Origin of the sequence: Pseudomonas sp. ICMP 460, assembly GCF_002723595.1 — a bacterium.
GTDB lineage: Bacteria > Pseudomonadota > Gammaproteobacteria > Pseudomonadales > Pseudomonadaceae > Aquipseudomonas > Aquipseudomonas kitaguniensis.
The window spans coordinates 1-13,860 of the sequence record NZ_LKBR01000034.1 but is presented as its reverse complement, the minus strand read 5'-3'; the positions used below and the strand labels follow the sequence as shown (position 1 = coordinate 13,860).

Annotated in this window: 10 protein-coding genes, 1 rRNA gene and 1 pseudogene; 5 read left to right on the top strand and 7 right to left on the bottom strand. The window is 59.2% G+C overall.

What is annotated here, in order from left to right; all coding sequences use genetic code 11:
* Positions 1-81: 81 nt before the first annotated feature.
* Positions 82-1,451 (top strand): annotated as a pseudogene (locus tag AO240_RS20250) (MFS transporter).
* A gap of 79 nt (positions 1,452-1,530) precedes the next feature.
* Here AO240_RS20250 and AO240_RS20245 read toward each other — a convergent pair.
* Entirely contained in the window at positions 1,531-2,484 is a 954-nt protein-coding gene (locus AO240_RS20245; protein WP_099238683.1) for an adenosine deaminase, read from the bottom strand.
* Between the two features lie 193 nt (positions 2,485-2,677).
* On the opposite strand from AO240_RS20245, the gene AO240_RS20240 reads away from it, so the two are divergent.
* Positions 2,678-3,772, top strand: a complete 1,095-nt coding sequence (locus AO240_RS20240; RefSeq protein ID WP_099238681.1) for a calcium:proton antiporter — start codon at positions 2,678-2,680, stop codon at positions 3,770-3,772.
* Between the two features lie 376 nt (positions 3,773-4,148).
* On the opposite strand, the gene AO240_RS20235 is transcribed toward AO240_RS20240, so the two are convergent.
* From AO240_RS20235 to AO240_RS20210, 6 genes are all read right to left on the bottom strand, one after another.
* Positions 4,149-5,507 carry an 8-oxoguanine deaminase gene (locus AO240_RS20235; RefSeq protein ID WP_099238679.1) on the bottom strand — a complete coding sequence of 453 codons (1,359 nt, stop codon included), beginning with the start codon at positions 5,505-5,507 and terminating at the stop codon, positions 4,149-4,151.
* Positions 5,508-5,634: 127 nt separating this feature from the next.
* Positions 5,635-6,321, bottom strand: a complete 687-nt coding sequence (locus AO240_RS20230) for an SDR family oxidoreductase (protein ID WP_099238677.1) — start codon at positions 6,319-6,321, stop codon at positions 5,635-5,637.
* A gap of 57 nt (positions 6,322-6,378) precedes the next feature.
* Complete coding sequence (locus tag AO240_RS20225) at positions 6,379-6,960, bottom strand: YigZ family protein (RefSeq protein WP_099238675.1); 582 nt, start codon at positions 6,958-6,960, stop codon at positions 6,379-6,381.
* Between the two features lie 12 nt (positions 6,961-6,972).
* Positions 6,973-7,632 (bottom strand): TetR/AcrR family transcriptional regulator, encoded by a 660-nt coding sequence (locus tag AO240_RS20220; protein WP_058415645.1) that lies wholly within the window; start codon positions 7,630-7,632, stop codon positions 6,973-6,975.
* Between the two features lie 88 nt (positions 7,633-7,720).
* Entirely contained in the window at positions 7,721-9,115 is a 1,395-nt protein-coding gene (locus AO240_RS20215; RefSeq protein WP_099238732.1) for a uracil-xanthine permease family protein, read from the bottom strand.
* Between the two features lie 88 nt (positions 9,116-9,203).
* The gene (locus tag AO240_RS20210; protein WP_058415646.1) at positions 9,204-10,124 is read right to left on the bottom strand and encodes a LysR family transcriptional regulator; all 921 of its coding nucleotides are present in this window, start codon (positions 10,122-10,124) and stop codon (positions 9,204-9,206) included.
* Positions 10,125-10,250: 126 nt separating this feature from the next.
* Here AO240_RS20210 and AO240_RS20205 point away from each other — a divergent pair, with 126 nt between their 5' ends.
* The 3 genes from AO240_RS20205 to AO240_RS20190 form a co-directional block, all read left to right on the top strand.
* The gene (locus AO240_RS20205) at positions 10,251-11,600 is read left to right on the top strand and encodes an aspartate aminotransferase family protein (RefSeq protein ID WP_099238673.1); all 1,350 of its coding nucleotides are present in this window, start codon (positions 10,251-10,253) and stop codon (positions 11,598-11,600) included.
* 39 nt (positions 11,601-11,639) lie between these two features.
* Positions 11,640-13,133 carry a CoA-acylating methylmalonate-semialdehyde dehydrogenase gene (locus AO240_RS20200; RefSeq protein ID WP_099238671.1) on the top strand — a complete coding sequence of 498 codons (1,494 nt, stop codon included), beginning with the start codon at positions 11,640-11,642 and terminating at the stop codon, positions 13,131-13,133.
* A 625-nt stretch (positions 13,134-13,758) separates the two neighbouring features.
* Positions 13,759-13,860, top strand: a 16S ribosomal RNA gene (locus tag AO240_RS20190); the annotation flags it as partial.

The window sequence follows — 13,860 nt, the reverse complement described above, 5'->3', positions numbered from 1 at the left end:
TCAGTCAGGTCGCATCCAGCAATAACCAGCGAAAACGATGCCGCACACTCACCGAGGGGTTTTTCACACAGGGGGTGCGGCATGGGTATGCAGGGCTATAGCGCAGCGGAACGGCTGGAACGGTTGCCCATCAGCGGTTACCACCGAATCATTTTTATCATCATCGCCCTGGCGTTTTTGTTCGACTCCATGGACTTGGCGATGATGACCTTTCTGTTGGGCTCGATCAAAACCGAGTTCGGCCTGAGCACGGCCCAGGCCGGTTTGCTCGCCAGTTCGAGTTTTTTTGGCATGGTGCTCGGTGCTTCGTTGTCCGGAATGCTGGCGGATCGTTTTGGTCGCAAGCCGGTATTCCAATGGAGCATCGTGTTGTGGGGCATCGCCAGTTACCTGTGTTCCACGGCGCAAACGCTGGAGACGCTGACGCTATTTCGCATCTTGTTGGGAATCGGCATGGGCATGGAGTTTCCGATCACGCAGTCGATGCTGTCGGAGCTGATTCCGGCCAAGGGGCGCGGGCGTTATATCGCCTTGATGGACGGTTTTTGGCCGTTGGGTTTTGTCGCGGCGGGTGTGCTGTCGTACTTTTTGCTGCCGGTGATCGGTTGGCGTGACATCTTTTTGGTGTTGGCAGTGCCGGCAGTGTTTGTGTTGGCGATTCGGTTTTTTATCCCGGAGTCGCCGCGCTGGCTTGAACAGGCGGGGCGGCATGCCGAGGCGGATAAGGTGTTGCAGGGCATTGAGCAAAAAGTGCGCGATTCACTGGGGCGCGCAGACTTGCCCGAACCGGTGGCAATGCCACGGGTTGAAAGTGTGCCGGGGACTTTTTTCTCGGCGTTTCAGCAGTTGTGGTCGGCGCAGTACCGCCAGCGAACGATGATGATCTGGAGCGTGTGGTTTTTTGCGTTACTCGGCTTCTACGGGCTGACCTCGTGGCTAAGTGCGTTGTTGCAGCAGTCGGGGTTTGCCGTGACTCAGTCGGTGTATTACACGGTCATCATTTCACTCGGCGGGATTCCAGGCTTCTTGATGGCGGCTTGGCTGGTGGAACGCTGGGGGCGTAAACCGGTGTGTATCGTGACGTTGCTGGGCGGTGGGGTGATGGCGTTTCTGTATGGGCAGAGTGCAGTGTTTGGCGGCAACGTGGCGCTGTTGATTACTTCGGGGCTGTTGATGCAGTTCTTTTGTTTGGCATGTGGGCGGTGCTCTACACCTACACGCCCGAGTTGTACCCCACCTCGGCGCGGGCCACCGGTTCCGGGTTTGCTTCGGCGATTGGCCGGGTAGGGTCGTTGCTCGGGCCGTTGGTCACCGGTTTGGTGTTCCCGATAACCGGGCAGGGCGGCGTGTTTGCCTTGGGCGCGCTGTGTTTTGCAATCGCGGCACTGGTGGTGTGGTTATTCGGGATGGAGACCAAAGGCAAAACCCTGGAAGAACTCACCGAACGCTAACCGCCAACACAAAACAACTGTGGGAGCCAGATGGCTCCCACATTTTTGGTCTGTGTTTAATGGGGCTGTGTTTAACCTGTCACGGCTTTACCAACCGCGCATCCAGGCTGTTTTGCGCCAGGCGTTTGGCCTGGTCCTGGGTCATGCCCAGGGAGGTGTACAGCGCGTGGAAGTTCTCGGTCACATAGCCGCCGAAGTACGCCGGGTCATCCGAGTTCACGGTCACCTTCACGCCACGCTCAAGCATGTCGAGGATGTTGTGCTGGGCCATGTCGTCGAACACGCAGAGTTTGGTGTTGGACAGCGGGCACACGGTCAGCGGGATCTGTTCGTCGATGATCCGCTGCATCAGGCGCTCATCTTCAATGGCGCGCACGCCATGGTCGATGCGCTGGATTTTCAGCAGGTCGATGGCTTCCCAAATGTACTCGGGCGGGCCTTCTTCGCCCGCGTGGGCGACGGTGAGGAAGCCTTCGTGGCGGGCACGGTCGAACACGCGCTGGAACTTGCTCGGCGGGTGGCCCATTTCTGAACTGTCGAGGCCCACGGCCACAAACGCGTCACGGAACGGCAGCGCCTGGTCGAGGGTTTTTTCGGCCTCGGCTTCGCTCAAGTGGCGCAGGAAGCTCAGGATCAAACCGCTGGTGATGCCCAGTTGCTGTTCGCCATCTTTAAGTGCGGCGGCGATGCCGTTAAGCACCACTTCGAACGGCACACCACGGTCGGTGTGGGTTTGCGGGTCGAAGAACGGCTCGGTGTGGATCACGTTCTGAGCCTTGCAGCGCAGCAGGTAGGCCCAGGTCAGGTCGTAGAAGTCCTGAGAGGTGCGCAACACATCGGCGCCCTTGTAATACAGGTCGAGAAATTCCTGCAGGTTGTTGAAGGCGTAGGCCTTGCGCAGGGTTTCGACGTCGTTCCACGGCAGCGCAATCTTGTTGCGTTCGGCCAGGGCGAACATCAACTCAGGCTCCAGCGAGCCCTCCAGGTGCAGGTGCAATTCAGCCTTGGGCAGGGCGTTGAGCCAATCGTACATGTCTAAATTCTCATCAGGTGCAATGGCGGCATTCTACAGGCCATGGCCGAAATAATCGGCAAAACCTGACCAGCAGGAGAGTTTTGGCTTTATTCACGCAAGGGCCGTGCGAACCAAGATGTAACGAAACGTTAGCGGCGTGATGCAGTCTGTACACCATCAATGACTGATTCACCGTTCAATAAGGCCCGGAATGCTCACATCCCTCAAGCAAGAAAAATACATGCTGCTGGCGCTGATTGCCGCCATCGCCGCCTACCCGCTGGAGCATTTTATGCTGCACAGCGGGCAGATGGTGGCGTTGCTCGCCGGTTTAGCGCTGATTGGCTTTATCGTTATGGCGTCGATGCGCGTGGCTCACCATGCCGAACAATTGGCGGAAAAAGTCGGCGACCCCTACGGCACCATGATCCTGACGCTGGCTGCGGTGCTGGTGGAAGTGGTGATCCTGGCGATCATGATGAGCAACGAGCCTTCGCCGACGTTGGTGCGCGACACGATTTATTCGGCGGTAATGCTCGACATTAACGGCATTCTCGGCCTCGCCGCGCTGATGGGCGGCATCAAGCATGGCGAACAGTCCTACAACGATGATTCGGCGCGTACCTACAGCGTGATGATCCTCACCGCCATGGGTGTGTCGATGGTGGTGCCGGAATTTATCCCCGAAGCCGACTGGAAAATTTACTCGGCCTTCACCATCGGCGCGATGGTGGTGCTCTACACCTTGTTCCTGCGCATGCAGGTGGGGCCGCACAGTTATTTCTTCAGCTACAGCTACCCGGAAAAACGCCGCAAGAAGCAGCCCGAAGAACAACAAGAGGAAGCGCCGGTCAACCTGGCGTTCTCGATTGGTACACTGGTGTTTGGCGTGGTGGTGATCGGCGCGCTGGCCGAAGTGATGTCCAAAACCCTCGACTTGGGCCTTGAAGGCACAGGCGCACCGCCGGTGATTACGGCGATTGTGGTGGCGGCCATTTCGGCGGCGCCGGAGATTTTGACCGCATTGCGCGCAGCGTTGGCCAACCGCATGCAATCGGTGGTGAACATCGCCTTGGGCGCGTCGTTGTCGACGGTGATCCTGACCGTGCCGGTGATGGAAGCCATGGCGCTTTATACGGGCCAGCCGTTCCAGATGGCGATGACGCCGGTGCAAACGGTGATGGTGTTTATCACGCTGATCGTCAGCGCTATCAACCTCAACGATGGCGAAACGAACGCTATTGAAGGCATGACGCATTTTGTGTTGTTTGCGACGTTTATCATGCTGTCGCTGCTTGGGCTGTAAGCGCTCAACACATGTGGGAGGCGCTACTGCATCTTTGATGTAGCGCTGTTGCGCAGCAAGCGTGTTCGATGTGTTCTTTGGATTTTCGTATATATCCGTTCTTTGGGTGATGACTTGTATCGGTTTCGCTCTTACAGCGAGTCACTTTTGATAGATCCGGAAGCCTGCGGGCGGCCAGCGTGGTTTAACGGGGCGCTTCTCAGATCAAAAGCAAGAGCACGGCGGCCTGAAAGCCGACCTGAGTGGTTGAAGCAGATCAAGGGCGCTTTCTGTGGGAGGGGGCTTGCTCCCGATGGCGGTGTGTCAGTTGAAAAATACTTATCTGACACACTGCAATCGCGAGCAAGCCCGCTCCCACAGTTGATCTTTGTTGGGCTTAGCTTCCGGTGATCAGTTGGCGCGCCGCCTGGCTGTGATCGGCGATCAGGCCTTTGAGGTCGAGGCCTTCGATCTGGCCGTCGATCACGCGCCACTTGCCTGCCACCATCACCCGGTCCGCGCGGTCGGCGCCGCACAGCAGTAGCGCTGAAATCGGATCGTGGCTGCCGGAAAAGCGTAGCTCGTCGAGCTTGAACAGCGCCAAGTCAGCTTGTTTGCCTACCGCCAACTCACCAATATCGGTACGACCGAGCAATTGCGCCGAGCCTTTAGTCGCCCAGCCAAGTACACCTTCGGGGGTGATTTTTTCTGCGCCATAACGCAGGCGCTGTATGTACAGGGCCTGGCGCGCTTCAAGGATCATGTTCGACGCGTCGTTGGAGGCGGAGCCGTCGACGCCCAAGCCGATCGGCGCACCGGCCGCGAGCAGGTCGAGGGTTGGGCAGATGCCGGAAGCCAGGCGCATGTTTGAACTTGGGCAATGGCAAATACCCGTGCCGGCGGCGCCCAGGCGGGCGATTTCATCCGGGTTGAAATGAATCCCGTGTGCGAGCCAAGTGCGCGGGCCGAGCCAGCCGACGCTGTCGAGGTAGTCAACGGTGCGCAGGCCGAAGCGCTGCAGGCAGAAGTCTTCTTCGTCCAGTGTTTCCGCCAGGTGCGTGTGCAGGCGCACGTCGAGGTTGTCGGCCAGTTCGGCGCTGGCTCGCATGATTTCCGGCGTCACCGAAAACGGTGAGCAGGGCGCGAGCGCAATCTGGATGTGCGCGCCGTCGCCACGCTCGTGGTAGGTGCGGATCAGGCGTTGGCTGTCGTCGAGAATCACTTGGCCTTGTTGCACGGTTTGCTGCGGCGGCAGGCCGCCATCGGCTTCGCCCAAACTCATCGAGCCGCGCGTGAGCATGGCGCGCATGCCCAACTCGCGCACGCTGTGAACTTGCACGTCGATGGCGTTTTCCAGGCCGTCGGGAAACAGGTAGTGGTGATCCGCCGCCGTGGTGCAGCCAGAGAGCAGCAGTTCAGCCAAGGCGACTTTGGACGCGAGCGCGAGTTTTTCCGGTGTCAGCCTGGCCCACACCGGGTACAGGGTTTTCAGCCAGGGAAATAGCGGCTGGTTAACCACCGGCGCCCAGGCGCGCGTCAGGGTTTGGTAGAAGTGGTGATGCGTGTTGATCAAACCGGGCAGGATTACATGCTCACGCGCATCGAACACCTGCGCACAGGGCTGTGCGGGTTGTTGTCCCAAGGCAAGTACCTCGGTGATCACCGCGTCTTGCAGCACCAGGCCACCACGCGCGTCGAGGCCATTGGCAGTGAAAATTGCGAGGGGGGTTTTTAACCAGATACGGGTCGCAGGCATGGGCCGGCTCCTCTGAATGATGGGTTCAGGTTTGCCAGCTCAGTGTTGCCCTGTCTGCTGATCCAGGGTCGCCGTTGCGGGCGAGGTGGGTAGTTTAGCGGGAGGGAGCAAGCCCCTCCCACCTTTTTTACCAGGCGATGGTGTCGCCTTTGTAGTCCACAAAGTGATGGCCGCCTTTACCGGTGTAGGCGTTAACCTGATCGATCAGGCCGCGCACGCTGGTCTCGACGTCGATGCTGGCGTTTTCGCCGCCCATGTCGGTTTTGACCCAGCCCGGGTGCAACGACAGCACCGTGAGTTTTTGCCCGCCGAGTTGGGTGATAAAGCTATTGGTCATGGAGTTGAGCGCGGCCTTGCTGGCCTTGTACAGCGCCAGGTCGGCGCCGTCCGGGATGGTCACGCTGCCCAGCACCGAACTCATGAAAGCGAGTACGCCACTGTCTTTGCGGATCTGCCCGACAAAACGCTGGGCCAGGTTGATCGGCGCAACGGCGTTGGTGAAAAACAGTTGGCCGACCTCCGCCAAAGTGGCGTGGCCAGGTTCCTGGTTGGCCGGGCCTTTGACGCCGGCGTTAACGAACAGCAGGTCGAAGGTGTGTTCTTTGAGGCGCTGGCTCAAGGCGATCACGGCTTGCTGATCGTCCATGTCCAACTTCTCGATGTGTACATTACCGGCGGCTTTGAGCGCGTCGGCCTTGCTCGGATCACGCACCGTGGCGGTCACGTCCCAGCCGTCCTGGAGCAATTGCTTGACCAGGCCGAGGCCCAGCCCGCGCGAGGCGCCGATGATCAGTGCGGTTTTTGGCGTAGACATGAAGGGCTTCCTTTAGAGTCGCAGTTCAGGGGAGAGCAGCGTACAACCATAGCAGCTTCAGCGTTGCAACAGGATACGCCCACGGCTGAGGTCGGCCAGTTGGGTTTGCAGCGTGTCGATGTGGGCCTCGCCCAGCGCAAGCTGGAGGTCGACGCCATTGGCGGTGAAGGTTTCTTCCACCACCAGCCCGCCGAGTTCGGCAACGCGCAGTTTCAGCAGGTTCAGTTCGGCGAACGCGCAGGCGCAGCTCAGTGGCACGCGGCTGATCAGCTCGATGCGCTCGGCATTTTGCAGACATTTATTTGCGCCGCCGCCGTAGGCGCGGGCCAAACCGCCGGTGCCAAGTTGAATGCCGCCGTACCAGCGAATCACCAGCACCGCGACTTGATCAAACCCCTGCGCTTCGATGGCCGCAAGGATCGGTCGCCCGGCCGTGCCGCCGGGTTCGCCATCGTCGTTGCTGCGGTACTGCTCGGCCAGCTTCCAGGCCCAGCAATTGTGCGTGGCGTTGAGGTCGCTGTGTTGCTCGAAAAACGCTTGGGCGTCTTGCGGGCTGGTGATCGGCGCGGCGAGGGTGATGAAGCGGCTTTTGCGTATTTCTTCACGAAATTCGCAAAGGCCGGTGAGCGTGAAAGGCATAAGTCGCTTCGTTTAGAGGGCTGGCTTGATGCCACAGCCTTTGAGAATGATGTGGATCAGGTTGCTGCCGGCGTCGTCCATGTCCTGTTTGGTCAGCTTGGTGCGACCGGTGACGCGGCAGATCTGGGTGGCGAAATCGGCGTAGTGCTGGGTGCTGCCCCACAGCAGGAATATCAGGTGTACGGGGTCTATCGGGTCCATCTTGCCGGCGTCGATCCAGGCTTGAAACACCGCCGCGCGCCCACTGAACCAGGCGCGGTAGTCCTGGCTGAAATATTCGGTGAGGCATTCGCCACCGCTGATGATCTCCATCGCGAAGATCCGCGAGGCCTGCGGCTGGCGCCGCGAAAACTCCATCTTGGTGCGGATGTAGCGGGTGAGCGCCACGGCCGGGTCGTCCTCGGCGGTCAGCGCGTTGAAGGTGCTGTCCCACAGTTCGAGGATATTACTGAGCACGGCGATATACAGGCCGAGCTTGTTGGTGAAGTAGTAGTGCAAGTTGGCCTTGGGCAGCCCGGCACTCGCAGCAATGGTGTTCATGCTGGTGCCTTTGTAACCGTGGCGCGCGAACTCGTCTTCAGCAGCCTGCAGAATCGCTTGTTCGTTCTTTTGCCGAATGCGGCTGGCGGGTTTACCGGCGTGGTTGCTGTGGGCAGGAACTTCGAGGCTCATGTGAGGTTTCCGTGCTGATCGATAGAGACGACGTGTGCACAGATAACTCACCCTCAAGCCTCAGACAAGTCCCGATGCAATAAAACCGTTAAAGCGGTTCCAGTGTGTCGCTTTCCGCCGCGTGATTTGCGGCAGCGGCGCTGGTTTTGGTTTCAGGCAGTAACAGGCACAACACGATGGCAGTGATGCCGCCGCTGGTGATGGCGGAGTCGAACAGGTTCTGCACCAGGCTTGGCATCAAATGCAATAAGTTCGGTTGCGCGGCAATGCCCAGGCCGACGCCGAACGAGGTGGCGATGATCAGCATGCTGCGCCGGTCCAGCGGCGCTTGGGCGAGGATGCGCACACCGGCCGCGGCCACGCTGCCGAACATCACCAACGTAGCGCCGCCCAATACCGGTTTGGGGATTTGCTGCAGCACGGCGCCGATCAACGGAAACAAACCGAGGCAAAACAGCAGCACGCCGATATACAGGCCGACATAACGGCTGGCCACGCCGGTGAGTTGGATCACACCGTTGTTCTGCGCGAAGGTGGTGTTGGGGAAGGCGCTGAAGGTGGCGGCGATCATGCAACTGACGCCATCGCCGAGAACGCCGCCCTTGAGCCGGCTTATATAAGAAGCGCCGCTGATGGGCTGGCGCGCGATCATGCAGTTGGCCGTCAGGTCGCCGACGGTTTCGATGCTGCTGATCAGGTAAATCAGTGCGATCGGCAGGAAGGCGCTCCAGTCGAAGCTGAAACCAAAACGAAACGGTATCGGCAGGCTGATCAATGGCAGATCGGGCAGCGCCTGGGGCACCAGTTTGCCGCTGAACCACGCCGCGAGGCTGCCCAACGCCAGGCCGATGATGATGGCCGAGAGGCGCACCCACGGGGTATTCGAGCGGTTAAGCAGGATAATGGTCAGCACCACGAACAGGCCCAGCGCCAGGTTGATCGGCGCGCCAAAGTCGGGCGCATTAAAACCGCCGCCGAGGTCGGTGATGCCGACTTTGATCAGGCTGATACCAATCAGCGTGATCACAATGCCGGTGACCAACGGCGTAATCACCCGGCGCAGTTGCCCGATAAAGCGGCTCAACACGATTTGTACTGCCGCGCCGAAAAAGCACACGCCAAAGATCATCGCCATGATGTCTTCCGGGCTGCCACCGCGTTGCTTCACCAGAAAGCCCGCTGACAATACCGCCCCAAGAAACGCAAAGCTGGTGCCTTGCAGGCAGATCATCCCGGCACCGATACCAAACGGCCTGCGCGCCTGGATGAACGTGCCGACGCCGGAGACCATCAGCGCCATGCTGATCAAGTAGGGCAGATGGGCAGTGAGGCCCAGCGTAGAGCCGATGATCAACGGCGGGGTGATGATGCCGACGAATGCCGCCAGTACATGTTGCAACGCGGCCAATACCGCGGGGATCGGTTTTGGTCGGTCGTTGAGGCCGTAGATCAGGTCGCTGGGGCTGGAAGATTCTGGTGGCATGGCGGGCAAACTCGAGGCGGACAATTCAAGGTGCGTGGTGCCTTGCAAAAAGCTGTCCAGTTGCTCAAGTTTTTGTGAGAGCCCCGTGCTAGCGCGTTGACGCCAGGCTTTCGAGAAAGCTCTCCAGCACCAAATGAGGGCGACGGCCCTTGCGCGTGACCGATGCGAGGCTCAAATCGTAAAAACGCGTAGCCGGTTTCAGCGCGCGCAGTCGGCCTTGTTGCACCCACAGGCTGGCGTAGTGGTCGGGCAGGTAGCCGATGTAACGGCCAGTCAGAATCAGAAACGCCATGCCTTCACGGTCCGACGCGCTGGCGGTGCAATTGAGCGCCTGGTAGTGCGCCTGGACCTCGGCGGGCAGGCGAAAGGTCGGCGCGATGGCGTCCTGGCTGTCGACGCGGGTGTCGTCCAACTGCTTATCGTCGGCGTAAAACAGCGGGTGGCCGACCGCGCAATAGAGCAGTGAGCGTTCGCTGTACAACGGCTGATATTCCAGGCCGGACAACGCGCTGGCCTGGGGCACCACGCCAACATGCAGGCCGCCGTCGAGTACGCCTTGTTCGACTTCGTTGGGCGCAATCATGCGTATCTGGATTTGCACGTCCGGGCCGCGTTCCTTTAACTGCGCCAGGGCGTGGGTGATGCGCATATGCGGCAGCGTGACGAGGTTGTCGGTGAGACCGATGATCAACTCGCCGCGCAGGTGCTGGTGCAGGCCATTGACCTCGGTGCGAAAACTTTCCAGTGCACTTAGTAGCTGAAGTGCCGACTGGTAGACCTCGCGGCCTTCCTCGGTCAGCGAGAACCCGGCGCGCCCGCGCTGGCACAGGCGCAGGCCCAAGCGTTGCTCGAGGTCACCCATCTGCTGGCTGATGGCCGAACGCCCGATGCCGAGCACGGCTTCCGCCGCCGAGAAGCCGCCGCATTCCACCACGCTGCGAAAAATGCGCAACAGACGAATATCAAAGTCGCTGACTTGCGCCAACGGGTCGGGGCGACGGCTGCTCATAGTTTAGTCAAGGCCTGACTGAAGGTTAGAAGAGTTGCATTTCATCGACTTTATCCGCGTGGCAATTTAGCTGCAACTACGCTTTTTTATTCCCGCCGCTGCCTTTTGCCCCGCGAGGTTTTGCTGATGAACATGCCCGAAACCGCACCATCGTCCCTGGCCAGCCAATTGAAGTTGGATGCGCATTGGATGCCCTACACCGCTAACCGCAGCTTCCAGCGTGACCCGCGCCTGATCGTGGCCGCCGAAGGCAGTTGGTTAACCGATGACAAGGGCCGCAAGGTGTACGACTCGTTGTCGGGCCTGTGGACCTGCGGCGCCGGGCACACGCGCAAGGAAATTCAGGCTGCGGTCTCCAGGCAACTGGGCACCCTGGACTACTCCCCGGGCTTCCAATACGGTCATCCGTTGTCGTTTCAACTGGCGGAAAAGATTACCGACCTGACCCCAGGCAACCTCAATCACGTGTTTTTCACCGACTCCGGCTCCGAGTGCGCCGACACCGCGGTGAAGATGGTGCGTGCCTATTGGCGCCTGAAAGGCCAGGCGACCAAGACCAAAATGATCGGCCGCGCGCGTGGCTACCATGGCGTCAACATCGCCGGTACCAGCCTGGGCGGCGTCAACGGCAACCGTAAGTTGTTCGGTCAGGGCCTGATGGATGTCGACCACCTGCCGCACACCTTGCTGGCCTGTAATGCCTTCTCGCGTGGCATGCCGGAACAGGGCGGTGTCGCCTTGGCCGATGAGTTGCTCAAGCTGATCGAGCTGCATGACGCATCCAACATCGCGGCGGTGTTCGTCGAGCCGATGGCGGGTTCTGCCGGCGTGCTGGTGCCGCCACAGGGTTACCTGAAACGCCTGCGTGAAATCTGCGACCAGCACAATATCCTGTTGGTGTTTGACGAAGTGATCACCGGTTTCGGCCGCACCGGCTCGATGTTCGGTGCCGACAGCTTCGGCGTCACCCCAGACCTGATGTGCATCGCCAAGCAAATCACCAACGGCGCGATCCCAATGGGCGCGGTGATTGCCAGCAGCGAGATCTACCAGACCTTCATGAACCAGGCGACGCCTGAGTACGCGGTGGAATTCCCTCACGGCTACACCTACTCGGCGCACCCGGTCGCGTGCGCGGCTGGCCTGGCGGCATTGGACCTGTTGCAGAAAGAAAACCTGGTGCAGAGCGTGGCCGATGTGGCCCCGCACTTTGAGAATGCACTGCACGCGCTGAAGGGCTCCAAAAATGTGCTCGACATCCGAAACTATGGTTTGGCCGGCGCGATCCAGATTGCCCCGCGTGACGGTGATGCCATCGTGCGTCCCTTCGAGGCTGGCATAGCGTTGTGGAAGGCCGGTTTTTACGTGCGTTTTGGCGGCGACACCTTGCAGTTCGGGCCAACCTTTAACAGCAAGCCGCAGGACCTGGATCGCCTGTTCGACGCGGTCGGCGAAGTGCTGCACAAGATCGACTGATTTCTCCTTCTATATAGAACAACTTTTCAGGAGCCCTGCATGAGCCTTATCCAGCATTTGATCAATGGCGAGATGGTCACCGAAAACGGTCGCACGGCCGACGTGTATAACCCGTCCACTGGCCAGGTGATTCACCAGGTGCCGCTGGCCAGCCGTGAAACCATTCAACGTGCTATCGACGCGGCCAAGGCGGCGTTCCCGGTCTGGCGTAATACTCCGCCGGCCAAGCGTGCCCAAGTGATGTTCCGTTTCAAGCAATTGCTGGAGCAGAACGAAGCGCGTATCTCGCAATTGATCAGCGAAGAGCATGGCAAGACGTTGGAAGACGCCGCGGGCGAATTGAAGCGCGGGATCGAGAACGTTGAGTACGCGTGCTCCGCGCCGGAAATTTTAAAAGGCGAGTACAGCCGTAACGTCGGGCCAAACATTGATGCCTGGTCGGACTTCCAGCCGCTGGGTGTGGTGGCGGGCATTACCCCGTTCAACTTCCCGGCGATGGTGCCGCTGTGGATGTACCCGCTGGCGATTGTTTGCGGTAACTGTTTCATCCTCAAGCCTTCGGAGCGTGACCCAAGTTCCACGCTGCTGATTGCGCAGTTGCTGCAAGAAGCCGGTTTGCCTAAAGGCGTGCTGAGTGTGGTGCACGGCGACAAGGGCGCGGTGGATGCGTTGATCGAAGCGCCGCAAGTGAAAGCGCTGAGCTTTGTCGGCTCAACGCCGATTGCCGAATACATCTACGCCGAAGCGACCAAGCGTGGCAAACGCGTGCAGGCGTTGGGCGGGGCGAAGAACCATGCGGTACTGATGCCGGATGCAGACCTGGACAATGCGGTCAGTGCCTTGATGGGCGCAGCGTATGGTTCGTGCGGTGAGCGCTGCATGGCGATTTCGGTGGCGGTGTGCGTGGGGGACCAGGTGGCGGATGCGTTGATCGCCAAATTGGTGCCGCAGGTCAAAGCGCTGAAGATCGGCGCAGGCACCTCTTGTGGTCTGGACATGGGGCCACTGGTGACGGGGCAGGCGCGAGATAAAGTCAGTGGCTATATAGAAGACGGTGTAGCGGCGGGTGCCGAGCTGGTGGTCGACGGTCGTGGTTTGAGTGTTGCAGGGCATGAGCAGGGTTTCTTCCTGGGCGGCAGCTTGTTTGATCGCGTGACGCCGGAGATGCGTATCTATAAAGAAGAAATCTTCGGGCCGGTGCTGTGTGTGGTTCGGGTGAATAGCCTGGAAGCGGCGATGCAACTGATCAACGATCACGAGTACGGCAACGGTACGTGCATCTTCACGCGTGACGGCGAGGCTGCGCGGCTGTTCTGTGACGAAATTGAAGTGGGCATGGTCGGCGTGAACGTACCTTTACCGGTGCCGGTGGCGTATCACAGCTTCGGTGGTTGGAAGCGTTCGCTGTTTGGTGACTTGCATGCTTATGGGCCGGATGGGGTGCGTTTCTATACGCGTCGCAAGGCGATCACCCAGCGTTGGCCGCAACGGGCCAGCCATGAAGCGTCGCAGTTCGCGTTCCCGAGCTTGTAAGTCGAGCGCTGAAAGCCGGCCCCTGGGGCCGGCTTTCGCGTTTTTGCGGGGTTTTTGACCGATATGACAGAAATGTGAAAAAAGGTGTTGACGGCAGATTCTGGAAGTCTATAATTCGCCCCACTTCCGGCGCAGTCGAAACGGAAAACTCCTTGGTAAACAAAGAGTTATGCGAGATTCGACAGTGAGTTGCTTCAGTTCATCGAAGTCCAGAAGGAGTTGGTAGAGCAGTGTTGTTTGGCTCTATTAACGTTTCGATCTTCTCGGTCGAAAGCGGAGAAAAAGAGGTGTTGACAGCAGCGTGTAACGCTGTAGAATTCGCCTCCCGCTAACGAGAGATCGGAAGCGCAAGTGGTTGAAGTTGTTGAAGAATTCTTCGAAAACTTCTGAAAATAATCACTTGACAGCAAATGAGGCTGCTGTAGAATGCGCGCCTCGGTTGAGACGAAAGATCTTAACCAATCGCTCTTTAACAACTGAATCAAGCAATTCGTGTGGGTGCTTGTGGAGTCAGACTGATAGTCAACAAGATTATCAGCATCACAAGTTACTCCGCGAGAAATCAAAGATGTAACCAACGATTGCTGAGCCAGGTTTAGGGTTTCTTAAAAACCCAAAGATGTTTGAACTGAAGAGTTTGATCATGGCTCAGATTGAACGCTGGCGGCAGGCCTAACACATGCAAGTCGAGCGGTAGAGAGAAGCTTGCTTCTCTTGAGAGCGGCGG